Here is a 22,641-nt window from a genome sequence, read left to right as displayed (position 1 = left end):
CCCCCGAAGCTAGCATCCGATTCCACACGCCTCGGATCCCATGGACAACCAGTTACTGATCGGCAAAGGCTCGGCGGCAGACAGCGCACAGCAATGGTTGCTGGCGAAGTACGGCAACCGTCACGGCCTGATCGCCGGGGCGACCGGCACCGGCAAGACCGTGACCCTGCAAAGCCTCTGCGAAGGCTTTTCCGATCTCGGCGTGCCGGTGTTCGCCGCTGATATCAAGGGCGATCTGTCCGGCCTTGCGATGGCCGGTGAGATCAAGCCGAAGCTGGTCGAGCGTGCCGCCCAGGTCGGCCTCGCCAACTACGTGCCGACCATCTACCCAGTGGTGTTCTGGGACGTGTTCGGCACCCAGGGCCATCCGCTGCGCGGCACGATTTCCGACATGGGGCCGTTGTTGCTGGCGCGGCTGCTGAATCTGTCCGACGTCCAGGAAGCGGTGCTGCAACTGGTATTCAAGTTCTGCGACGACAACGGCCTGCTGCTGCTCGATCTGAAGGATCTGAAAGCCGCGCTCAATCACGTCACCGAGAACGCCAAGACGCTGGGCCCGGACTACGGACTGATTTCGAAAGCTTCGATCGGTGCAATCCAGCGCGGCCTGATCGCGCTCGAAGCCGACGGCGCGGAAAGCTTCTTCGGCGAGCCGGCGCTCGATCTCGAAGACCTGATGCGCCAGGACATGACCGGCCGCGGGGTCATCAACATCCTTGCCGCCGACCTGCTGTACCAGAAGCCGGCGCTGTACTCGACCTTCCTGCTCTGGCTGCTGTCCGAATTGTTCGAGCGCCTGCCGGAAGCCGGCGACCTCGACAAGCCGAAGCTGGTGTTCTTCTTCGACGAAGCGCACCTGCTGTTCACCGATGCGCCGAAAGCGCTGGTCCAGAAAGTGGAACAGGTGGTGCGGCTGATCCGCTCGAAAGGCGTCGGCGTCTACTTCGTCACCCAGAACCCGCTGGACCTGCCCGATGCCGTGCTCGGTCAGCTCGGCAATCGCGTGCAGCACGCACTGCGGGCGTTCACCCCACGCGATCAGAAAGCGGTTAAGGCGGCAGCGGAAACCTTCCGCGCCAATCCGAAGCTCGATGTTTCGGAGGCGATTCAGCAACTCGGTGTCGGCGAAGCGCTGGTGTCCTGCCTTGGCGAAGGCGGCATTCCGGGCGTCGTCGAACGCACGCTGATCCGCCCGCCGCGTTCACGAATCGGCGCGATCACGCCGGACGAACGCAAGATGGTCCGCTCGCGCAGCCCGGTCGGCGCCAAGTACGACACCGCGGTGGATCGCGAATCCGCTTACGAAAAGCTGGCGGCGCGAGCAGCGCCGGCGGCGGCCGATCAGGCGCCAGCGGCGACTCCATCTGCCTCGCAAGGCGGCGGTTGGTGGGATGCGGGAAGCGCTACGCCTGCACCGACGCCATCCACACGCCCAGCCGTACGGCCGTCGAATCGCGAAACGGTCTTCGAGGCGGCAGCGAAAAGCGTGGTTCGCAGCGTCGGTTCGCAGGTTGGTAGAGAAGTAGGGCGACAACTGCTGCGTGGGTTGCTCGGCTCGCTGACCGGCAGTGGTAGCCGCCGCCGATAAGTCGTAAGCGGGCCGGCGACCAGTCGCTGCAGGGAGCGTTCCGGTTTTGTGCCTGCTGGATCGGGAGGGACTGGGCCTGCCGGCACATCTTGGACGATGATTTTTGTAGTGGACGCGCGGCCGCTCGCACCGATCAGTCAATGGTATTTAAATGCGATTGTTCGAGAAGCGGTAACATATGTATGCTAAAAATTGTTTATTCGAGGGTTTTCGCCATTCCTCGAATATCCATGGCACGTCGTATGCATTGGGGAATGCACGACGCGCCGACGAAATTGATGAAGCCCTCGTTGTTGGGAGACAGGGCAGGCGAGACTTTAGGGAGTGCTTGACGTGCCGGTATTGCTTGGCACTAGGCGGAATGTGGTCGATCGTCGCGCGAATGTCTCGGCGATGCCACCACTGATTCAGGCTGTAAAAGGCGAAAACATAAGCAGTTATTGAATAGCTGAAACCGGGGATTCATCATGGTCCGCTTCGTCGCCTTTTTGTACGGGGCACTCCTGTTGTCGTCGAACGTTTTTGCTGCCGCGGGGGCACGCACATCGACGTCACCAAGTACGCTAATCGACTTGTCCAAGTTCAACCTGACGTTGCCAGTCAACAAGAACGGCGGAACTTCAGGCAAGGCTGAGACAGTCAGCAACACCGAGCTCAACGATCCGTCAGGCTACTCGTCGAAGTATTTCTATTCTGACTCCACCGGTGCAGTGGTGTTCTATGCACCCGCCAACGGCGCCGATTCCAGTCCCGATTCCGGCGCAGATCACACCCGCTCTGAGCTACGCGAATTCTATCGGGTGGCTGGACCAACGGAGTGGACCAATTCGATAGGCGGTACCATGCGGGCGACGTGCAACGTCTATCGCATTGCCAAGAAAGCTGGACGCGCAATTATCGGTCAGATTCACGGACTGGATTCGATGATGATGCTGTTGTATTACGAGCCGTCTAGCAAATCGGTCATCGCGAAGTTCTTCGACAAGCCCAAGAATGATTCTGCGACCGTGTATGTGGTCGCAAAGAACGTGGAACTCGGCGGTCGGATCGATTATCAGATTCAGTGGATCGGCTCTTCCGCCTCCGTGACGGTGAATGGCAATACGATCAATCGCACCACGCATTCGTCCTGGAACAAGGTCAAGGTGTACTTCAAGGCGGGTGCGTACAGTTCCGCACCGATTTCGGGCAATTCTTCAAATGACGTAACGGAAGTTGGGTTCTACAGCCTGCAAGTACAGCACTGATTCTTTCCGCGGCCCTAGTTCAGGCGTTCCGAAAGATAAAGTCGAAGCGCGCCAGCATCCCTAGCCACTGCGCGAACAGGAACTTTGAGGGCCCTACCGCCGGGAGCGGCCGCCAGAGAGGAAGTTAGCAAGTTCCGTTCCGATCATCCCTGCCCTGGTGCCGCCAAATCATAAACAGCGCTGCGCCGCCTTGAGTCTTTAGGGCTCGGCCGTCCACCGCTTGATCCAGGCCAGCACCGTGTTGTGCCACTGAACGCTGTTCTGCGGCTTCAGCACCCAGTGATTCTCATCCGGGAAGTGCAGTAGCTGGCTCGGTATCCCACGCCGTTGCAGCGCTGTGAAGGTCGCGATGCCCTGCTCAAGCGGAATCCGGTAATCCTTGCCGCCCTGAACCACCAGCATCGGCACGCTCCACTTGGCGACGTGGTTCACCGGGTTGAACTGCTCATAGTTCGCAGGTTTTTCGTATTGCGTGCCGAGGTTCTCCCATTCGTCGAACCAGAGTTCTTCGGTGGAATAAGCCATCGAGCGGTTGTCGAACACGCCGTCGTGATTGACCAGGGCTTTCCACGGCGATGACCAGTTGCCGGCCATCCAGTTGATCATGTAGCCGCCGTAGCTGGCGCCAAGGGCGACGGCGCGCTTGGCGTCGAGGAAGTTGTACTTGGCGAGTGCCGCGGCATAGCCCTTCTGCAGATCTTCCAGCGGTCGGTCGCCCCAGTGGCCGGAGATCGCGTCGGTAAACGCCTGCCCGTAACCGGTGGAGCCGTGGAAGTCGATGAACACGGCCGCGAAGCCGGCGCCGGCGTAGGTCTGCGGATTCCAGCGGTAGTGGAAGTCGTTGCTCATGCTGCCTTGCGGGCCGCCGTGGATGATGAAGGCGATCGGGTACTTCTTGCCTTTCTCGTAGCCGACCGGCTTGACCACGTAGCCGTACACGGTGTCGTCGTTCCAGCCCTTGAAGCTGAACTGCTCGTAGTCACCGAAACCCAGGCCGGCGAGTGTGGCGGCGTTGTGATCGGTGAGCGCCAGCGGTGCGCTGCCGGACAGCTTGATCTTGTACAACTGGTTCGGGCTTTTCAGCGTGTTCATCGCGAAGATCAGGGAATCGCGGGCCAACGCGAAGCCGTCGACGTGGCCGTCACCGGTCATTGCCTTGACCTTGCCGCTGGCGATGTCGACCGAGAACAGCTTGTGCTGGCCGAGGTCGTCGGCCGCGGTGTACAGCTTGCGGCCGTCCGGCGAGAACTGGAGGCTGTCGGCGGAGCGATCCCACTTCGGCGCGATCGCGCGCGCCGGGCCGACTTTCCCGTCCTTGCCGATGTCGCGAACCATGATCGCGAGGCGATCGGCCTCGAAGCCCGGACGCTTCATCGCGCGATAGGCGAGCAGCTTGCCGTCCGGCGACACCACCGGACCGGTATCCATGGCCAGGTTGTCGGCGGTCAGGTTTTCCGGCTTCGCGGAGCCATCGGCCGGGACGCGGTAGAGATCGAAGTTGGTGCTCCAAGGCTCTGTAGTGCCGGCGATGCGGGCGCTGTAGATCACCGATTTGCCGTCCGGCGTGAAAGTGATTTCCTCATCGCCACCGAAAGGCTTGCTCGGCACGTCGCCGTCGATGCCGGCGCTGAGCCAGGCTGGATTGCCGGTCACCGCACCTTGCTGGTCGAGTGCGTACGAGAACAGCTGGGCGCGGGTGCCGTCCTTCCAGGTGTCCCAGTGGCGGATGAACAGCTTTTCGTACAGCTCGCCGGTGTTCTTCTGCGCTGCGCGTTCATCGAAGCGCTTTTTGGTCGCGGCGAGATCGGCACCGAGATCCGGGAAGCTGTCGACGCTGATGGCGATGCGATCACTACTCGGCGCGAGCACGAAGGCGCTGACATCGAGCGGCAGTTCGGTGACCGGCTGCGCTTCGCCGCCCGCGGCGAGATCGAGCTTCCAGACCTGCTGCGAGCCGCTACGGGTCGACAGGAAATACAGCGCGCCGTCAGTGGCCCAGCGTGGGGTGTGCGAGGAGCCGGTGCCGGCGGTCAGCTTGCGCGTGGTACCGGATTCCAGATCGTGCAGCCAGATCGATTGAATGCCCTTGTTGGCTTCGTAATCAGTGGTTCGCAGGGTGTAGGCGATGCTGCGGCCATCCGGCGAAACGCGAGGGTCGGATACCCGTTCAAGGCGCACCAGTGCATCGGCGTTGAACGGCTGGAGGGCGGGTGCAGCAAGAGCGGTTGGCGTGGTCATCAGGGCGGCGAGGCTCAAGGTGGCGAGGCTCAAGGTGGCGGCGAGCGCCAGACGAGAAATGATGGGCTTGGACATGATGGGTTCCGGATCAGGAATGGGGCGCGGACGGATCGGGCCGGGTGGCCGCGCGATACAACAGCCAGGCGGTCACGGCGAGCACGACGAGGCCGACGAACTGGCCGAACTGGAACTGCTCCGGCAGCGCCAGGATGTCCCCCTTGCCGGAGACGACGATCGGGATCGCAATCAGGATCCCCATCAGAGCTTCGCCAGTGATCAGACCGGCGGAGAACAAAGTGCCGGGGCGATGGATGCGATCACGTGCCTCCTCGTCCCTGGCGTCGACCTTGTGGAAGCGCTCGACCAGATGAGCGAGCAGGCCGCCGAGGAAGATCGGCACCATCAGCTCCAGCGGCAGGTAGATGCCGATCGCAGCACCGAGCACCGGCACGCGGAAACTCGAACCGCGCGCTTTCAGCATTTCATCGAGCGCGACGATCACGGCACCGATCAGCGCGCCGATGGCGATGAAGTTCCACGGCAGTTCGCCGCCGAACATGCCCTTGGCGACCGAGGCCATCAGGTTCGCCTGCGGTGCTGCGAGCGCATTCGGATGCTCGGGCGTCGGTGCACCGATGCCGTAAGCCGCAGCAAGCAGATTCAGCACCGGCGCCATCACCAGCGCGCAGGAAAAGGCGCCGATGCCGAGCATCAGCTGTTGCTTCCAGGGCGTGGCACCGACCAGATAGCCGGCCTTCAGATCCTGCAGGTTGTCGCCGCCGACCGAAGCCGCGCAGCAGACCACGGCGCCGATCATGATCGCGGCGACGGCACCGATCGGTGAATCGCGGCCGAGCAGCAGGATCAGCACCAGCGAGGCGAACAGGATGGTCGCGATGGTGATGCCGGACACCGGATTGTTCGATGAGCCGACCAGGCCGGCGAGATAGCCCGATACCGACACGAACAGGAAGCCGGCGACGATCATGATCAGAGTCATCGGAATGCTGACCAGCCAGTCGTGGACGATCGCCTGGTAAAGCAGTGCCAGCGGAATGGTGAACAGCACCAGCGCGATCAGCATCCACTTCATCGGCAGATCGCGATCGGTTTCGGCGATCACCGTCCCGGCCGTGTTCTTGCGGGCGGCCGCCAGGCCGCTCTTGATGCCGGAGGCCAGCGACTTGCGCAGAGAGAACAAGGTCCAGATGCCGCCGGTCAGCATGGCGCCGACGCCGAGGTAGCGGATCTTCGCCGACCAGATCGCGTAGCCCAGGTCTTCGGCGCTGGCGCCGGCGATCTTGGTGGCGAGGACCGGATCGGTATCGAGGAAGAACGCGTGGTAGATCGGAATCGCGATCTGCCAGCTGAGGATGCTGCCGCCGACTACGACGATGCCGACATTCAGGCCGACGATGTAGCCGACGCCGAGCAGCGCCGGCGACAGGTTGGCGCCCATGAACGCGAAGAACTTGCCGATGAAGGTGGCGCCGATCGCGGCATCGGGAATGATCTTCAGGCCGCTGGCGGCGGCGAGCTTGATGACTGCGCCGAGCGCGCCGGAGAACGCCAGAGTCCGCACACCGGGACCTGGATTGTCGCCGGCCTTCAGCACTTCGGCAGCGGCCTTGCCTTCAGGGAAAGCGAGCGGTTCTTCGACGATCATCGTCCGCCGCAGCGGCACCGAGAACAGCACGCCGAGCAGGCCACCGAGGCCGGCGATCGCCAGCACCCAGGAGTAACGAAAGTCCTGCCAGTAGCCGAGGATGATCAGCGCCGGAATCGTGAAGATCACGCCGGCGGCGATCGATGAGCCTGCCGAAGCGCCGGTCTGGACGATGTTGTTTTCGAGGATGGTGCCGCCGCCGAGTACCCGGAGCACCGCCATCGACACCACGGCAGCGGGAATGGCGGTGGCGATGGTCAGGCCGGCGAACAAGCCGAGATAGGCGTTTGCCGCGGCGAGGATCATCGCCAGGATCACCGACAGCACGACGGCGCGAACCGTCAGCTGAGGCACGGCGGGAGGTGAGGCAGATGCGCTCATGGAGTTCTCTGGATAGGGCTTTGACCAAAAGCCGCATACCAAGCTGCGGCCATCGGGAGGATGGCCGATTGTGACATGAGCAATTCCGGGTTCAGGGCTGGCTGCGCAAGCCGCCTAGAACCTTCGCCATCAAGGCGTCGGCTTGACCAGCAGCATCCGATCGATGTCGGCGAGATCGGTCTCGGTCAGCCTTCCGGCCTGCTGTTTCAGGGTCAGCACGCTGATCAGATAGTCGTAGCGGCTCTGATAGAAGGTGCGCTGGGCGATGTACAGATTGCGCAGCGTGTTCAGCACGTCGACCTCGGTCCGGGTGCCGACCTGCAGGCCGACCTGGCTCGATTCCAGCGCCGTCTGATTCGACTTCACCGCTTGCATGTTGGCGCGCACCGACGCGATGCCGGAGATCACGCCCTGATAGGCGTCACGCGTCTGGCGTTCGATCGAACGCTTCGAGCCTTCGAGCTGCGACTGGCTTTGATGGAAGGTGGCCGCCGCCTGGCGAACCTGCGACTGGGTCAGGCCGCCACTGAAGATCGGCAGGCTGACATTGACGCCAACGGTGCCGCGATCGGCATTGGTCTGGAAATCCGATGAGTTGGTGTTCGAGCCGTAGGTGCCGGTCAGATTCAGCGTCGGGTAATGCCGCGCATAGGCCACGCCGACGGCCTTCTCGGCAACGGCAGTATTGAGTTCCGCGATCTGCACGGCGTAGTTCTGATCGCGCGCGACCTTCAGCCAGTCATCGACGCTGACCGGGTCCGGGCTCGGCAGCGGAATTTCCTCGATCAGGCCCTCGGCCGTTTCGGCATAGCCGTTGGTGATTTCGGCCAGCGCGCGCCGCGCGTTGGATTGCGTGCGCTCGGCGCCGATCAAGGTTGCCACGCTGGCGTCGTAGGCGGCCTGCGCTTCCTGCACATCGGTGATTGCGGCGAGGCCGACTTCAAAGCGCTTTTTTGCCTGCAGCAGCTGGCGCTCGTTGGCGTCGCGCTCGGCGGTGTTGGTGCGCACCGCGTCGCCGGCTGCCAGCACGTTGAAGTAGGCCTGGGCAACGCGCAGGATCAGCGCCTGCTGGGCATCGCGGAACGTCGCTTCAGCGAGTGCGACCTGGGAATCGGACTGCTTCAGCAGCCGCCAGGCTTCGAAGCTCCAGATGGTCTGCGACAGCGACACCTGGTACTGATCGGCGCGGTTGAAATAGGCGCTGGGCCGAACGTTCTGGGTGGGATCGGTCTGGATCGCATCACCACCGGTATCGATCTTGGTGCGCTCCAGCGAGCGCCCGGCCTGGGCGGTCAACTGCGGCAGGAAGGCCGACAGCGCCTGCGGTTTCGCTTCCACCGAGGCATCGCGCTGGAATCTGGCCGCGGCCAGCGTCGTGTCCTGATCGAGTGCCTTGCGATAGGTTTCCAGCAGATCGTTCGCCGGGACAAGAGTTGGCGTCAAGAACAAGGACGCCAGCAGGACGCGGGCAAGGGGACGGCGCATGAACATGAATCTTCCTGGGTTCGATGTGGGTCTTACGGGCGCGGGGCCATTTCAGCGAGCTTCAGTAACGGGGAATGCGGGTGTCGATGACGCGTGACCAGACGTCGATGCCGCCTGTTAGATGCGATACATCGACGAAACCGTTGCGCTCCAGCAGACGACCCGCCATCTCGCTGCGGACACCGTGATGGCATAAGACGGCGATCGGCGCCTCAGGGTTTAATTCGCCCATCCTTGTGCCGAGTTCAGCCAGCGGAATATTGACCGCGCCGGGCAAGGCGGCGATCTCGATTTCCTCGGGCAGGCGCACGTCGAGCAGCACGGCGTCAGCGCGCGCGATCAGAGCCTGGAACTGTGCGGGGTCGAGATTGCGCATCGTCGTGACGGTGTCTACGGACTGTGAAGGCCGCAGCCTAGCATGCAGAAAAGCCTTGTCCGGGCTGAATTTCCGGGGTTTCCGTTCAGCTTTGCCTAGCTTTACGAAGTCTGTCCCGGGCTGGGCTGCAACCTCACTGCGCCGATGGATAGACCAGCGCCGCGAGTGCCGTGCGGCTGTAGACGCCGAGCTTGCGATAGACGCGGTACAGATGATTGGCGACCGTCGATGGCGCGATGCCGATCCGCTTCGCTGCCTGCTTGAATGACAGGCCGTGGGCAACGGCATAGACGATCTGGCGTTCGCGGGCGGTCAGGCGATCCAGAGGCCCGGCGGTCCAGACATAGACGCAGCGCAACTCGTCGAGCGGTTCGCTACGGATGCACAAGCCGTCGATGACCCGGGTCTCACCTTCGGCTGGCAGCTCGAACGGTAATGTCTGTGCAGCGCGGTCAGGGAAGTGGAGGTCGAGCAGTTCGAAGAAACGCGGCATCGCTTCGTGGAACGCGCCGGTCCTGTCGACGGCTGCCGCTGCGCTTTCCGTGGGGCGGTCGGTCAGCATCCGCGACATCTGCAGGAAGAAGGCATGCGACGCGGCGTTGAACAGATGGAAGATCACCCGTCCAACCCGGGCGCTGTCTTCCGCAGTGAACGGTTGAGCGCGATCAAAACGGTAGAGCGACACCAGCGAATACAGGCCGCTTTTCGGATCGGCATGGCCGGTCGACAGAATCCGCTCGATGCCATGCGGCGCGAACGTGTGCTGATAGATCTCGGATTTCTCGAAGCAGCCATCGGCGAGCACGCTCTGCATGTCCACCGGCCGGTCCAGGCGTTTCAGCAAGGCCGGCACGATCGGATTGATCGCGTGGGTTTCTTCCAGCCGCTGAGGGAATTCGGCCGGCAAGCCGACGACGCTGCAGATATGGAATTTCATCTGCGACAAGGTGCCGGTGCCCCAGATCGCGGCATCGAAGGCCAGCACCTGCTGCAACTGGCCGAGTGCCCAATGCCGGAAGCCGTCCGGCGGCACGCTCAGGCCGCCGCGATACAGGCGGCTGATGAAACGGTCGACGACGTCGATGGGGTCCTTATCGACGGGATCGCTGCTGGCTGGCTCTTCGAGCATTCGTCGTCCCCAGTCCCCCGACCGGCTGCCGTGGTGTCACGCAACGCTTGCTGCTTGGGGTCTATTTACTATCGGCTGACCGTTCTGGCCGCGCACTGCCGAGCATACCCTGTGGCTCCCCACTCTCCGTAGCCCGCGCCAACCCCATGAAGTCGATCCACGTCTGGCTTGCCGAATACAGCGACAGCCATCGCAATCCGATCAACAAGCGTCTGCACTGGCTCTGCGTGCCGCCGATCGTGCTGACGGCATTCGGCTTCCTGCGTGCCATCCCCGGTGGTGATGCGCTGATCAACGCGGCGACCGTGGCCGGCGTGCTGACCTTGATCTACTACTCGCTGCTGTCATGGCGGCTGATGCTCGGGCTGGTGCCGGTGGTGGCGATCGTGCTGAGCCTGGTGCAGATCAGTTACGCCGCGCTCGGCGGTTGGCATCTGCCGCTGATGGCAGGAATCTTCGTGCTGGCCTGGATCGGCCAGTTCATCGGCCATCAGGCCGAAGGCAAGAAGCCATCGTTCTTCAAGGACATTCAATTCCTGATGATCGGCCCGCTGTGGCTGCTGGCGGATGTCTACCGCCGTGCTGACCTGCCGCTGACGGCACCGGAGAGGCGCTGATCCTTCCGGCCGAACGCAGTCTGCTCAGGCTGCGTTCAGGCACTCCGGCTATTCTTCTTGGTGCTGCCCTGGAGCACCTCCAGCAGCGCGAACGCTCGCGACCGTCTGCGGTCTGAGCGCTATGCCGAACAAAACCAGAAGAAGGGTGATGAACCATGATGCTTCGTAAACTCGCGCTGCTAGCCTGTTCCTTTGCGCTGACCTTGGGGCTGGCCACGCCCGCAAGCCTGCAGGCCGAAGAGCCGCCCGCCGAACCGGCGATCGAGCAGGGCAGTGCCGGCGGCGACGTGCCGCAGGAAACTTTTTCCGAAGAAGAAACCGTGGCGGCGGCCGAGAAGTTCTTCGGCGGCACCACCAGCGGTCTCGCCAAGGCGATCGAGAAAGCCTTTTCCGAGCTGGGTCGCCCAGTCGCCTACATCATCGGCAGCGAAGGTTCCGGCGCGTTCGTCGTCGGTCTGCGCTACGGCGAAGGCAACCTGGTCTACAAGGGCGGCGGCTCGACCAAGGTCTACTGGCAGGGTCCGTCAGTGGGCTGGGACATCGGCGGCAATGCGTCGAAGGTGTTCACGCTGGTCTACAACCTGCACTGGACAAAGGACCTGTATCAGCGCTTCCCCGGCGTCGACGGCAGTCTCTATGTGGTTGCCGGCATCGGCTTGAACTACCAGCGCGCCGGCGATATCACGCTGGCGCCTATCCGTACCGGCGTTGGCCTGCGCGCCGGTGCCAACATCGGCTATCTCGCCTACACCCGCGAGAAGCGCCTCAACCCTTTCTGAGCTGGAACTGGGTTGCAGAGAGCGGCCGCCTTCGGGCGGCCGTTGTCGTTCAGGCGAGCGTGATCGCGATGCGCCTGAGCAGCTCGCTGATGTCGCTTTCGTCGTGATAGACGCCGAAGCCGATGCGCAGGCGATCGTCGCGGTAATCGCAGATCACCTCGGCCGATTTCAGCCGCGCCTGCAACGCGCCAGCCTGTGGCGTGCGGAAGCACAGGAAGTTGCCGCGTGGTTGGCCGCGAGCCGGAATCAGCAGCTGGCTGTTCAGCAACGGCAGCGACAGCTTGTCGAGGCCGTCGAGAAACTGATCCTGCAAGGCGGCGACTCTGGCGTGAATGCGGGCCGGCGTCAGCTTCTGCGTGTGGAGCCAGTCCATGACCGCATTGAGCCGGTACAGCGCAGTGGGATCGTAAGTGGCGCCCATCATCCGCAGGCCGCCATCGGCATAGCCGACCTGCACCGGGCCGGTCGACAACTCGGCGAAGCCGGCGAACCAGCCAGTATCGACCGGGCGCAGCGCGAAGTTCGGCGGGCAGTGCATGAAGCCGTTGCCTTCACCGGACATCGCGTACTTGTAGCCGCCGCTCAAGTAGAACGCGCGATGGGCGATCGCCGACAGATCGGTGTGCACGGCCATGTAGCCGTGATAGCCGTCGATGATCACCAGGGTTTCCGGATCACGGACCGCGCTGACGATCGGTGCCAGCTCATGCACCAGCCAGCCGCTGTTGTAGAAGCACTGGCTGAAGTAGACGAGATCGTGGCCGCCGCGGGCTGCGGCCTGCGCGAAGCGTTCGGCAAAGCTCGCGAACGGCTCCACCGGCACCCGCTCGATCACCGCCTTGCCGGCTTCCTCAAAGCGCTGCATCTGCCGGTTGAAGCTGTGGAATTCGCCGTCGGTAGTCAGCACGCTGATCGGCTGACGCTCGATCGACGAGATCGCCCGCATGAACAGTTCATGGGTGTTGCCGGCGAAGCAGATCGTCGACGGATCCGGCAAGTGCAGGATCGCAGCCACATGTGCCTGCGCTGCTGGAATCGCAGTGTTGAACACCAGCAGCCACTTGTCGTCGATCAGCTCGGCGGCATCGACCCAGGCCTGCATCTGCGCATCGAAGCTGACATCGGGCCAGGGATGATGACTATGGGCAGCCACATGCAGACGCGAAGGCCGTGCGGTCAGGAATCGCGAGAAATGCAGCTTCCAGGAATGGTTCATCAGCTATCCAGCGTTTTCACGAAATGGAACGAGGTGATCTGCAGGCCCTCGCGGAAATAGAACTTGTGCGCTTTCAGTCGTGGCGTGCCAGAGTCCAGGGTCAGTTGGGTGCAGCCGACATCGCGAGCCTTCGCTTCGCACCAGGCGAGCAGGGCCTTGCCGACACCGGTCGAGCGGTGGCCGGCATCGGTGACCAGGTCATCGATGTACAGCTCGCTGCGCGAGAAGGTCTTTTCCAGAATCCGCCAGACCGTCAGGCCAAGCACACGGCCGTCTTCAACGGCGACCAGCATCTGCGCGCCGCCCGCGAACACCCGCTGCATCTGACCGAGGTAATCCGGCATCAACTGCGGCCGCAATTGTCGATGCACCGCCTCGGCCTGCTGCAACCACTCGCCGGCAACGATGCGCCCTGCGGAATCGGTGATCTCGATGATCTGCGTCATGGGCTGGACTCGCGACGGTGGGCTGGGCAGCGTGTCGGGCAGTCTGGGGGCAGGTCGGGACGAGCTGCAAATCGAGTCTCTGCGGCGACGGATCGTCAGCAGCAGGGACATCACCGTCCGGCTGCTGGGCGGGAACTCCCGGCTGCTATGATCGGTCCACTTCGACGCTGGCAAAAACCTGTCGCCACGCGAATATTTACCTTTTGTTTACAAGGAGTAAGACCTGATGAGTACGCCCAATCCGTTCCGTGGTGTCCCGGTCACCGGGAGTACCGCGTCACGCGGTGGCAGCAGCGCGCTGAGCACCAATTCGGTGCTGCGCAACACCTATCTGCTGCTGTCCGCGACGCTGCTGTTCTCGGCGCTGATGGCTGGCGTCTCGATGGCGATCGGCGCGCCGCGCGGCGCCGGCATGGTCTGCTCGCTGGTCTCGCTCGGCCTGCTGTGGTTCGTGGTGCCGCGCACGGCGAACTCGGCGAACGGCATCTGGGTCGTGTTCCTGGTCACTGGCCTGCTCGGCTTCGGCCTTGGCCCGGTGATGAACAGCTACATCGGCCGCTTCGCCAACGGCTCGCAGATCGTCATGATGGCCTTCGGTCTGACCGGTTCGATCTTCGTCGGCCTGTCCGCCTACGCGGTGAAGTCCGGCCGTGATTTCAGCTTCATGCGCGGCTTCGTCTACGGCGGCGTGATGCTGGCCTTCGTGATGTCGATCGGCCTGCTGGTGGCGTCGATGTTCGGCTACTACTTTCAGCCGCTGGCGCTCGCCATCTCGGCGATGTTCGCGCTGCTGATGTGCGGCATGATCCTGTCGCAGACCTCGGACATCATCCACGGCGTGGAGACCAACTACATCCTGGCGACGATCAGCCTTTACGTCGCGATCTACAACCTGTTCGTCAGCCTGCTGCAGTTGCTCGGCTTCGCCGCCGGCGACGATTGATCCACGGCTCTGTAAAGAAAAACCCCGCGTTGATCGCGGGGTTTTTCTTGTCCGCAACTACTGTTCCGCGTTTAGTTGCCAGCCGCGTATCGAAGCAGATCGAAGCCCTGAATGGTGGCGTCCATGCCATCCCGCGCGGGGCCGAACAGGCCGATGTTCAATGCCGTATCCGGCAGCACGCTGGCGTCATCGCCGGGCCAGTTGTGGCCGTTGTTGACCGCCGTGGCCAGCACGACCTTGCGCCCGCCCGCGCAGTTGGTCACGTAGCTGAACTGGATCGTCGAACCGTTGCTGGTCAGCGTTGCCATCTGATCGGTACCAGTGCACTGATCGTAGGTTTTGAAGTCCGCATAGTTCTCGGGAACGCTGCGGGTCAGGCCGAGCAGACCGTTGTACGGCACGATCGGATCGGAAGTGCCATGGACGATGACCAGGCCCACCGGCCGGTTGGGGCGGCAGGTCGCTGCGGCTTCGGCGGTCTGGGTGCCGGCAACCGCAAGCACGGCTTCGACGCGATCGGCACGGCCGCAGGCGTAGAAATAGGCCATCGGCGTGCCGTTCGACAATCCCGACACATAGAGCGGCGCGGAGCTGGCGCTGAAGCGATTGCGGGCATCCGCCACCACGCCATCCAGCAACTGCAGATTGTTCTCGACGGCCTGGTTGACCATCGTCGGCCAGCGCGACAGCAGTCCGGTATTCGGCGATGGAAGCCCTACTATCGGCAGCGTGATCAGGCCGCCATCACCTGGTGCCTGCGGGATCAGCACCAGAACGTTGCGCGCCTTGGCCAGTTCGCTCATCCGGATCAGGTTCGCGTAGTAGCTGGTGTTGGCGTTCAGGTAGTGCAGCGCCATGTAGATCGCCGACGGCGTTCCGCCTCCTGCCGGTCTGATCGCGAGGTACTGCGTGGTGAAGCCGCCACCGGACGCACTGTTCGTCGTGACTTCCACGCCGTCGCAGGGAATGACGGTGGTGCGGCTGGTCAGCAGATCCAGACCCGAAACCAGCGGGCAGAACTTGGCGCGATTCAGCGCTGGATCGCAATTCTCGCCGGCGGCCACTCGGTCCGGCGTGAAGTCGTTCTGGCAGGACGTCGGGCTTGGAGTGCCGCCGCCCGTGCTGGTTCCGCCACTGGTTCCACCGCCGCTGGTCCCGCCGCCGGTCGTACCGCCACCAGTCGTCCCGCCGGTGGTGCTCCCGGTTGTACCGCCAGTCGTGCTGCCACCTCCGCCATCATCAGTGCCACCACCGCCACCGCAGGCGGCAAGTACCAACGCTAAAGCCGCCGACAGGACCAGACGGTTCACGGTTGTCAAAGGTATTGCCCTCAAGTGGTTAGCAGCTAATGGAGGCGGAAGTTTACCGACTCGGTCTGCCACTTGTTATAAGGGTATAACCGCCGTCCGTCGGGCCGAGGGGCGCGAAATCAACCGCCGTAGAATGCGTTTTGTGCACTTCGTCGATGCTGTCACCACTGCGCTGTTTTCGGCTTCGGCACCATGAGCCTTGCGCGACTGAAGATCCTGCAGGAGGTCATCACCCTGCTGGTGTTTGTGCCGTTCGCGCTGCTGGCGATGAAGCAGCCGCTGACGCTCGATTTCATATGGGCCGGTTTGTGCATGTGTGGTGCCGTCTATTTCATCTTTCGCTGATCGCGGCGGCATTTCCCGCCGATCGCACAACCAATTTCTTCCCATCATGTTCAAGGAATATCCGGCGCATGACGCCACTGGCCTCGCCGAGCTGGTGGCCCAGCGCGAGGTCAGCGCTGTCGAACTCCTCGATGCCGCGCTCGCCCGGCTCGATGCGGTCAACCCGAAGATCAACGCCTTCTGCGCGCCAATGATCGATGCGGCGCGGCAACGCGCCGACGGTCCGCTCAGCGGTCCGTTTGCCGGCGTGCCATTCCTGATCAAGGACATCGCCCAGAACGTGGCCGGTGTGCCGACCAGCGCCGGCAGCCGCGTGCTGAAGGACTGGCGCCCGGATGTCAGTTCCGAAATCGTGCTGCGTTTCGAGCGCGCCGGCCTGGTCAGCTTCGGCAAGACCACGACGCCCGAGCTGGCGCTGAAGGGCTGCACCGAGTCTCTGCTGTTCGGCGCCACGCGCAATCCCTGGAATCTGTCGCGCACACCCGGCGGTTCGTCCGGTGGCGCGGCTGCGGCTGTCGCCGCCGGCATCGTGCCGGTGGCCAGTGCTTCCGATGGCGGTGGCTCGATCCGCATTCCGGCTTCGTACTGCGGCTTGTTCGGTCTCCGCCCGGGGCGTGGTCGGGTGCCGCCGGGGCCCAGCCACGACGAGTTCTGGGAAGGCGCTTCCAGCGAGCACGTGCTGAGCCACACGGTGCGTGATTCAGCGCGAATGCTTGATGCGATCCACGGCGCCGACGAAGGCAGCCCGTTCCGCATCGCCGGGCCCGAGCGGCCGTATGCCGAGGAAGTCGGTCGCGATCCGGGACGGCTGCGGATCGGTTTCTCGACCGCGTCGCCGATCAACCAGCCGGTCGATCTCGACTGCGTCCGTGCCGTCCACGAAACCGCGAAGCTGCTGGAAAGCCTCGGTCATCACGTCGAGGAAGCTGCGCCGGAGATCGATGGCGAGTCGCTCGCCCGCTGCTACCTGACCATGTACTACGGCCAGACCGCAGCGACCGTCGATCACGCCTGCGAACTGAGCGGTGCAGAAGAAAGCGCGTTCGAACTGGATACCCGCGCGCTGGCCGCGTTCGGTCGCAGCCTGACCGCTGGCGAATACGTGGCCAGCCGTCAGCGCTGGAACGATTTCATGCGCGCGATGGGCCGCTTCCACAGCCGCTTCGATCTGTACCTGACGCCCACCGTGGCGCAACCGGCGGCAGGCATCGGCGCGCAGGACACGCCGCTGGCGGAAAGGATCGGTCTGCGTGCGGTACTCAAGCTCGGCCTCGCCCGGCGCCTGCTCGACAGTGGCGTAGTCGACAAGATCGCCGCCAAGAGCCTGGGCAGAGTGCCGTTCACGCAGTTGTCGAACCTGACTTTCACGCCGAGCATGTCGGTGCCGCTGGCGAGCTTCGCCGATGGCATGCCGCTGGGCGTGCAGTTCGTTGCCGCCACCGGCGGTGAAGGTCTGCTGATCAGGCTGGCATCACAGCTCGAACAGGCGCAGCCCTGGGCGGGGCGGCGGGCTGCGATCTAGGTTCTGCCGACACCGGATGACGCGCGGCGCGAGCGTTTCGGCACTTCGGCCACCGGCTTCGGTGCAGCGGCGGCAACCCGCGGGCGGCGCACCGGCTTTTTCAGCGCATCGATGCGCAGCAGCAGGTTGGGATCCGGGCAGCGAGCCATCCAGGTGGCTTTTTCCGAGGCTCTGCAGACGCCCGGATAGTCGCCTTCGCGGCCATCCAGTTCGCGGATGATCTGGAAGTGCAGATGCGGCGCCCAGCCGACGTTCTCGTGCGGCTGACCGAGCCAGCCCAGCGGTTCGCCGATGCCGACCTTGCGGCCGCGCGGCGACAACTGCAGCGACTGCCGCGACAGATGCCCGTACAGCGTGTGGAAGCGGATGCCCTGCAGCTCGTGTTCGAGGATCAGGGTCGGGCCGTAGTCGCCGAACTCCTTGTTGTCGCGCGTCGAATGGACGACACCCGGCAGCACCGCATGCACGACGGTGCCGGCCGAAATCCACAGATCGACGCCGAGATGCACGGTACGTGGCTCTTCCGAACCGGTGCCGTAGAGATCGCTCATCCGGTACAGCGCGCGATCCTCGCCATAGCCGCCAGCGGCGAAATCGGCGTTGGCGGCGCGCAGCTTGCGCAGGATCCAGCGATGGAACGCGGCGGCGTCGGCCGGGTCGGTGCCTTCCAGGGCGTCCGGGCTCGGCCCCAGGATCAGCGGCAGGCAGCGCTTCGCGTTCAGCGCGAACGATAGCGGGCTCGCGGCCGGCGTCGTCGCCAGTAACTTGCTGAAGGTGTCGCGTGCCATCGTGCTCAGGCCCTGTCCATAAACCCTGTCATTGCCGCGCGCTACGCGAGTTAAACCCGGAGCTGGCAACGGCAAACCGTCATTGTGCCGCGTAGCGCGCCGCAAGTCGCCCCCGATTTTCACGATGTGCTCCGTGTGCGTGGGTCAAAGTTCGGGAATTGCGCCTGCATCTGCTCGTAAATCTGTCGCTGGGCATCGGTTTCCGGTGCTGGCGTCTGCACCTGGATGGTGACGAACTGATCGCCGTCCGGACTTCCTGGCAGGCCGCGTCCTTTCAGGCGCAGGCGTCGTCCAGACAGCGTGCCTGCTGGCAGGTTCAATTCGACGATGCCGCCAAGCGTCTGCACCGGCACGGACTGGCCCAGCGCGGCTTCCCAGGGCGCCACGTTCAGGCTCATGTGCAGATCGCGGCCTTCCGGCTTGAACAGCGGATGCGGCGAGAACGTCACGTCCAGTAGAAGATCGCCACCGCGCGGCGCCTGGCCGGGCAGACGGATGGTCTGGCCGGAGGCCACACCTTTCGGAATGCGCACATTCAACGTGCGATTGCCGATCGATATATTGCGCGTGGCGCCGCTGTAGGAATCTTCGAGCGCGATCGACAACGAGGCCTGCTGATCGCGCGGCGGCCCGCCGAAACCACCGCCTTGATCGAAGCCGCCACCCGCGCCGCCGGCATTGCCGAACAGCGTCGAGAAGAAGTCGGAGAAATCGCCACCGCCGGCGCCGCCACCCATGCCGCCACGGCCACCACCGCCCCAGCCGGGGGGCGGCGTGAAGCGCTGGCCGTTCTGCCAGTTGGGCCCCAGCTGATCGTAGGCGGCGCGCTTTTTCGCATCGCCGAGGACTTCATTGGCTTCGTTGGCCGCCTTAAAGCGGTCCTCGGCATCCTTGGCCTGATTGCGGTCCGGATGGAATTCGCGCGCCAGCTTGCGATAGGCGCGCTTGATCTCGGCCTCGCTGGCGGTACGCGGCACGCCCAGAATCTTGTAGTAATCCTTGTATTCCATCGGTTTCCGGAAAGCGGCGGCGGGGCGTCGACAAGCTGTGAAGGCGTCGCTCAATGGCTTGGGGGCGAGCGCCGATCGTTCAAGAGGCTGGCCTTGGAGACAACCCTTGCGGCCGCTGCGTGAAGTGAAGGACGAGAGGTCTGGACGATGTTAACGATCGGTTACGCTACGTCTCCCGCGCGCACCCTCGCGCCAGCCGGCAGATGCCGTCATGCCTTCGCTCTCGCACCACGCCGTACCCAATCTGACCACCGCCCAGACGGCGCCGCTATTGCGTTTCGAAAGCCTGCTGCTGGAGCGCGCGGCGGAGATCGAACGCTGGTTCCGCAGTCAGTGGGCGACCACGCCGCCGCCGTTCTACTGTTCGGTGGATCTGCGCAACGCCGGCTTCAAGCTGGCGCCGGTCGATACCAACCTGTTTCCCGGCGGCTTCAACAATCTGAACCCGGCGTTTGAAGCGCTGTGCGTGCAGGCGATCCAGTCGGCGCTTGATCGGGTGATGTCCACTGCCTGCGACGTGCTGCTGGTGCCCGAGAACCACACCCGCAATCGCTTCTATCTGGAAAACGTCGCCACCTTGCAGGGACTGATCCAGAAGGCTGGCTACACGGTGCGTCTCGGTTCGCTACGCAGCGATCTGAATGAACCGGAAACCATAACTCTCGATTCCGGGCGCACCCTGCACCTGGAGCCGATTCACCGCGACGGCGATCACGTCTACGTCGGCGATTTCCGGCCTTGCGTCGTGGTGCTCAACAACGACCTGTCGGCCGGCCGGCCGCCGATTCTCGATCAGATCGTCCAGCCGGTGATTCCGCCGCTCGGCGTGGGCTGGAACACCCGCCTGAAGACCCAGCACTTCGGCATCTATCGCGAAGTGGCGGCCGAGTTCGGCAAGCTGCTCGGCATCGATCCCTGGTGGGTCGATCCGCTGTTCCGCAATTGCGGCCAGATCAATTTCAAGACTCGTGAAGGCGAGGACTGCCTGGCCTCGAACGTCGAACTGCTGCTCGAAGACATCGCCGAGAAGTACCGCGAATACGGCGTGAAGGACGAGCCGTTCGTGATCGTCAAGGCCGATGCCGGCACCTACGGCATGGGCGTGATGACGGTGCGCAGCGCCGACGAGATTCGCAACATGAATCGCGATGCGCGCAAGAAGATGGCTTCGGCCAAGGAAGGCAACGAAGTCACCGGCGCGATCATCCAGGAAGGCGTCTACACCTTCGAGCGCTGGGGTGACGAACAGGCCACTGCCGAGCCGGTCGTGTACATGATCGATCGCCACGTCGTCGGCGGCTTCTATCGCGTGCACGGCGGCCGTTCGAACATCGAGAACCTGAACGCACCCGGCGCCAGCTTCCAGCCGCTGGCGTTCGCTGAACCCTGCAACTGCCCGGACACTGCGCAGAATCCGGATGCCTCGCCGAACCGCTTCTACGCCTATGGCGTCGTCGCTCGCCTGGCGCTGGTGGCAGCGGCACGGGAAACCGCCAATGCCCAGATGCGCGAGCCGAGCGTTGCCGAAGTCGCGGCCTGAAGCTTCCCCGAGCATGAGGCCTTGATCCGATGATCAAGCTCCTGCTCTGGCTGCTGCTGTTCGTGCTGTGCTGGCCGCTCGCACTGCTGGCACTGATTCTGTACCCGCTGTTCTGGCTGATCGCGTTGCCGTTCCGCCTGATCGGCATCACGTTCGAAGGACTGTTCGCACTGCTGCGCGCCGTGCTGCTGTTGCCGGCGCGGCTGCTCGGCGGCGGACCGCGCAACTCAAACTGAACCCCGCTCCATGACCATCCTGCTGACCCCTGATTCCGATCTGCCGACCGTGCCGCTGGCGCCAGCGCCCTGGTCGCTGACCGGCAGCGGCTACATCCTGATGGTCAAGCTGCCGTCCTCGGTGCTCGACGATCCGCGCCACGTGCCGCCTGAACTGCGCGGCAAGCGCAGCGGCAAGTACGCGACGGTGATGCTGGTCGATTACGAGGATTCCGCAGTCGGCCCGTACCGCGAGCTGCTGTACATTCCGGGCAAGTTTCCGTTCAAGGGCGGACCCAAAACAAGAAACTTCCAGTCGATCACTCGCATCTATGTGTCGAGCATGGAATCGGTGGTCAACGGTCGCCGCAACTGGGGTATTCCGAAGGACGTGGCCAGCTTCGACTACCGCTACGGCGTCGACGGCATCGATCGCTTCGATACCAGCCTCGACGGCAAGCCGTTCGCCAGCTTCACCTTCAAGCCCGGCAAGCTGAAATGGCCGTTCTCGACCGCGATCGTGCCGAATGCCCTGCTGCAGCTGGCACAGCTGCACGGCGGCCAGCAGTTCGTCTACGCGCCGTCCGCGAGCGGCAAGCTGCAGTTCGCGAAAGTGCTGGACTGGTCGTTCGACAGCACGCTTTTCCCGGACCTTGCCCAGGGCAAGGTCGTGGCCTGCGTCAAGGTGGCGCGCTTCACGATGGGCTTTCCGGTGTCGGCGGTGACGCCGGCCTGAGATAGCGGTCGTCCGCTGGCGGCCGCAGCTTCTCCACGCATGAATGTCGTAGCCAGACGATGAACTTCGGCATCGGCGAGTTCTATTCCCTGAGTTGCGCGCTGGTCTGGGCGATCGCGGTCGTGCTGTTCAAGAAGGCTGGCGAAAGCCTTGGCCCGTTCGCGCTGAACCTGTTCAAGAACACGCTGGCGGCCGGCCTTCTCGGCCTGACCGTGCTGTTCGTGTCGCCCACCGTGCCGGCGCTGCCGCCGTTATCGCTGCTGCTGATTCTGCTGTCCGGCTGGCTCGGCATCTGCCTCGGCGATACCTATTACCTGCGCGCGCTGAACCAGATCGGCGCCAGCCGTATGGCGGTTGCGCAGACCTTGTATTCACCGTTCGTGATCGGCCTGTCGGCGCTGTTCCTTGGCGAACATCTGCGTGGGCCGCAATGGCTGGGTGCGTCGCTGGTGCTGCTCGGCGTCGTGCTGGTGACCTGGAGCCGTGATCCGATGCGGAGCGCGATCGACACCCGCAGCCTGAGGGTCGGCACTGCGATCGGCGTGCTGTCGGTGCTGCTGATGGCGATCGGCATCGTCATCGCCAAGCCGATGCTGGCGCTGCACGATTTCCTCTGGGTGGTCTGGCTGCGCCTGATCGGCGGCCTGATCGGCATGGGAGTGATCGTTGCGTGGCGTCGCAACGGACCGGCGGTGATCGCCGAGTTCCGCACCGTGCGGCACTGGCCGCAGGTGATCGCCGGTTCGGTTGCCGGCAGCTACCTGTCGATGCTGCTGTGGCTGGCCGGCTACAAGTACACGAGCGCTTCGGTTTCCGCGGTGCTCAACGAGACGGCGGCGGTGTTCATCGTGCTGTTCGCGGTGCTCTTTCTGCACGAGCGAGTGCGGCCTCGACAGTACGCCGGAATCACGCTGGCCATGCTCGGTGTTGCGCTGGTAGTGCTGCGTTAGCGACGCATATTTGGCGCACTTTTCAATGATTTAAGCGGCTGTCGCTGGCCCTGCGCCGCCCATCGCGCCTCGATTGCGGAGGCTCGGCAAGCGGTCGCAAGGTTTTCACGAAAT

20 protein-coding genes and 1 pseudogene are annotated in these 22,641 nt (G+C 63.7%); 11 read left to right on the top strand and 10 right to left on the bottom strand.

Annotated elements, in window-relative coordinates; translation table 11 throughout:
• The first annotated feature begins 40 nt into the window (after window positions 1–40).
• Together G513_RS0107220 and G513_RS0107215 are read left to right on the top strand one after the other, a co-directional pair.
• The gene (locus tag G513_RS0107220) at window positions 41–1,588 is read left to right on the top strand and encodes a helicase HerA-like domain-containing protein (RefSeq protein ID WP_022976153.1); all 1,548 of its coding nucleotides are present in this window, start codon (window positions 41–43) and stop codon (window positions 1,586–1,588) included.
• Between the two features lie 467 nt (window positions 1,589–2,055).
• Window positions 2,056–2,835, top strand: coding sequence for a polysaccharide lyase family 7 protein (locus G513_RS0107215; RefSeq protein WP_084711400.1), 780 nt, complete (start codon window positions 2,056–2,058; stop codon window positions 2,833–2,835).
• Window positions 2,836–3,033: 198 nt separating this feature from the next.
• Here the strand turns inward: G513_RS0107215 and G513_RS0107210 are convergent, their stop codons facing one another.
• From G513_RS0107210 to G513_RS0107190, 5 genes are all read right to left on the bottom strand, one after another.
• The gene (locus G513_RS0107210) at window positions 3,034–5,148 is read right to left on the bottom strand and encodes a S9 family peptidase (RefSeq protein ID WP_022976151.1); all 2,115 of its coding nucleotides are present in this window, start codon (window positions 5,146–5,148) and stop codon (window positions 3,034–3,036) included.
• A 13-nt stretch (window positions 5,149–5,161) separates the two neighbouring features.
• Complete coding sequence (locus G513_RS0107205; RefSeq protein WP_022976150.1) at window positions 5,162–7,120, bottom strand: OPT family oligopeptide transporter; 1,959 nt, start codon at window positions 7,118–7,120, stop codon at window positions 5,162–5,164.
• A gap of 129 nt (window positions 7,121–7,249) precedes the next feature.
• Window positions 7,250–8,605, bottom strand: a complete 1,356-nt coding sequence (locus tag G513_RS0107200; protein WP_169560557.1) for a TolC family outer membrane protein — start codon at window positions 8,603–8,605, stop codon at window positions 7,250–7,252.
• A gap of 61 nt (window positions 8,606–8,666) precedes the next feature.
• Window positions 8,667–8,981 (bottom strand): rhodanese-like domain-containing protein, encoded by a 315-nt coding sequence (locus tag G513_RS0107195; protein ID WP_022976148.1) that lies wholly within the window; start codon window positions 8,979–8,981, stop codon window positions 8,667–8,669.
• A gap of 133 nt (window positions 8,982–9,114) precedes the next feature.
• Window positions 9,115–10,110: a helix-turn-helix transcriptional regulator gene (locus tag G513_RS0107190; RefSeq protein WP_051144368.1), complete on the bottom strand. Its 996-nt coding sequence runs from the start codon at window positions 10,108–10,110 to the stop codon at window positions 9,115–9,117.
• A gap of 146 nt (window positions 10,111–10,256) precedes the next feature.
• Here G513_RS0107190 and G513_RS0107185 point away from each other — a divergent pair, with 146 nt between their 5' ends.
• Both G513_RS0107185 and G513_RS0107180 read left to right on the top strand, forming a co-directional pair.
• Window positions 10,257–10,727, top strand: a complete 471-nt coding sequence (locus G513_RS0107185; protein ID WP_022976147.1) for an Mpo1 family 2-hydroxy fatty acid dioxygenase — start codon at window positions 10,257–10,259, stop codon at window positions 10,725–10,727.
• A 158-nt stretch (window positions 10,728–10,885) separates the two neighbouring features.
• Window positions 10,886–11,506, top strand: coding sequence for a DUF1134 domain-containing protein (locus G513_RS0107180; protein ID WP_156891478.1), 621 nt, complete (start codon window positions 10,886–10,888; stop codon window positions 11,504–11,506).
• Between the two features lie 49 nt (window positions 11,507–11,555).
• Here G513_RS0107180 and G513_RS0107175 read toward each other — a convergent pair whose 3' ends face one another.
• Together G513_RS0107175 and G513_RS0107170 are read right to left on the bottom strand one after the other, a co-directional pair.
• Window positions 11,556–12,722, bottom strand: a complete 1,167-nt coding sequence (locus tag G513_RS0107175; protein ID WP_022976145.1) for an aminotransferase class V-fold PLP-dependent enzyme — start codon at window positions 12,720–12,722, stop codon at window positions 11,556–11,558.
• Window positions 12,722–13,168: a GNAT family N-acetyltransferase gene (locus G513_RS0107170; RefSeq protein WP_022976144.1), complete on the bottom strand. Its 447-nt coding sequence runs from the start codon at window positions 13,166–13,168 to the stop codon at window positions 12,722–12,724. Before G513_RS0107170 ends, G513_RS0107175 begins: the two co-directional genes overlap by 1 nt.
• A 226-nt stretch (window positions 13,169–13,394) precedes the next feature.
• On the opposite strand from G513_RS0107170, the gene G513_RS0107160 reads away from it, so the two are divergent.
• Window positions 13,395–14,111, top strand: a complete 717-nt coding sequence (locus G513_RS0107160; RefSeq protein WP_022976142.1) for a Bax inhibitor-1 family protein — start codon at window positions 13,395–13,397, stop codon at window positions 14,109–14,111.
• A gap of 71 nt (window positions 14,112–14,182) precedes the next feature.
• Here the strand turns inward: G513_RS0107160 and G513_RS26100 are convergent, their stop codons facing one another.
• On the bottom strand, window positions 14,183–15,421 hold the full coding sequence (locus G513_RS26100; protein WP_156891476.1) for a CE1 family esterase: 1,239 nt from the start codon (window positions 15,419–15,421) through the stop codon (window positions 14,183–14,185).
• A gap of 180 nt (window positions 15,422–15,601) precedes the next feature.
• Between G513_RS26100 and G513_RS25710 the strand changes: the two are divergent.
• Window positions 15,602–15,766, top strand: a pseudogene (locus tag G513_RS25710) (DMT family protein); the annotation flags it as partial.
• Between the two features lie 46 nt (window positions 15,767–15,812).
• Window positions 15,813–17,288 carry an amidase gene (locus G513_RS0107145; protein ID WP_028475241.1) on the top strand — a complete coding sequence of 492 codons (1,476 nt, stop codon included), beginning with the start codon at window positions 15,813–15,815 and terminating at the stop codon, window positions 17,286–17,288.
• Here G513_RS0107145 and G513_RS21870 read toward each other — a convergent pair.
• Both G513_RS21870 and G513_RS26375 read right to left on the bottom strand, forming a co-directional pair.
• Entirely contained in the window at window positions 17,285–18,076 is a 792-nt protein-coding gene (locus G513_RS21870; RefSeq protein ID WP_022976138.1) for a peptidoglycan DD-metalloendopeptidase family protein, read from the bottom strand. The genes G513_RS0107145 and G513_RS21870 overlap by 4 nt on opposite strands.
• Window positions 18,077–18,195: 119 nt before the next feature.
• Window positions 18,196–19,086, bottom strand: a complete 891-nt coding sequence (locus G513_RS26375; RefSeq protein WP_022976137.1) for a DnaJ C-terminal domain-containing protein — start codon at window positions 19,084–19,086, stop codon at window positions 18,196–18,198.
• A 211-nt stretch (window positions 19,087–19,297) separates the two neighbouring features.
• Between G513_RS26375 and gshA the strand changes: the two genes are divergently transcribed.
• From gshA to G513_RS0107115, 4 genes are read left to right on the top strand one after another with little or no spacing between them, the layout of a single operon-like run.
• Complete coding sequence (gshA, locus tag G513_RS0107130) at window positions 19,298–20,626, top strand: glutamate--cysteine ligase (RefSeq protein WP_022976136.1); 1,329 nt, start codon at window positions 19,298–19,300, stop codon at window positions 20,624–20,626.
• Window positions 20,627–20,655: 29 nt separating this feature from the next.
• Window positions 20,656–20,862, top strand: a complete 207-nt coding sequence (locus tag G513_RS0107125) for a hypothetical protein (RefSeq protein WP_022976135.1) — start codon at window positions 20,656–20,658, stop codon at window positions 20,860–20,862.
• 10 nt (window positions 20,863–20,872) lie between these two features.
• Window positions 20,873–21,577, top strand: coding sequence for an acetoacetate decarboxylase family protein (locus G513_RS0107120; RefSeq protein WP_022976134.1), 705 nt, complete (start codon window positions 20,873–20,875; stop codon window positions 21,575–21,577).
• Window positions 21,578–21,636: 59 nt separating this feature from the next.
• Window positions 21,637–22,527, top strand: coding sequence for a DMT family transporter (locus G513_RS0107115; RefSeq protein WP_022976133.1), 891 nt, complete (start codon window positions 21,637–21,639; stop codon window positions 22,525–22,527).
• The last annotated feature ends 114 nt before the right edge of the window (window positions 22,528–22,641 follow it).

The sequence above is a fragment of the Nevskia ramosa DSM 11499 genome (assembly GCF_000420645.1).
In the GTDB taxonomy this organism is placed as follows: domain Bacteria; phylum Pseudomonadota; class Gammaproteobacteria; order Nevskiales; family Nevskiaceae; genus Nevskia; species Nevskia ramosa.
Note: the sequence above shows the minus strand (reverse complement) of the source record. Positions and strands in the feature narration are given on the sequence as shown.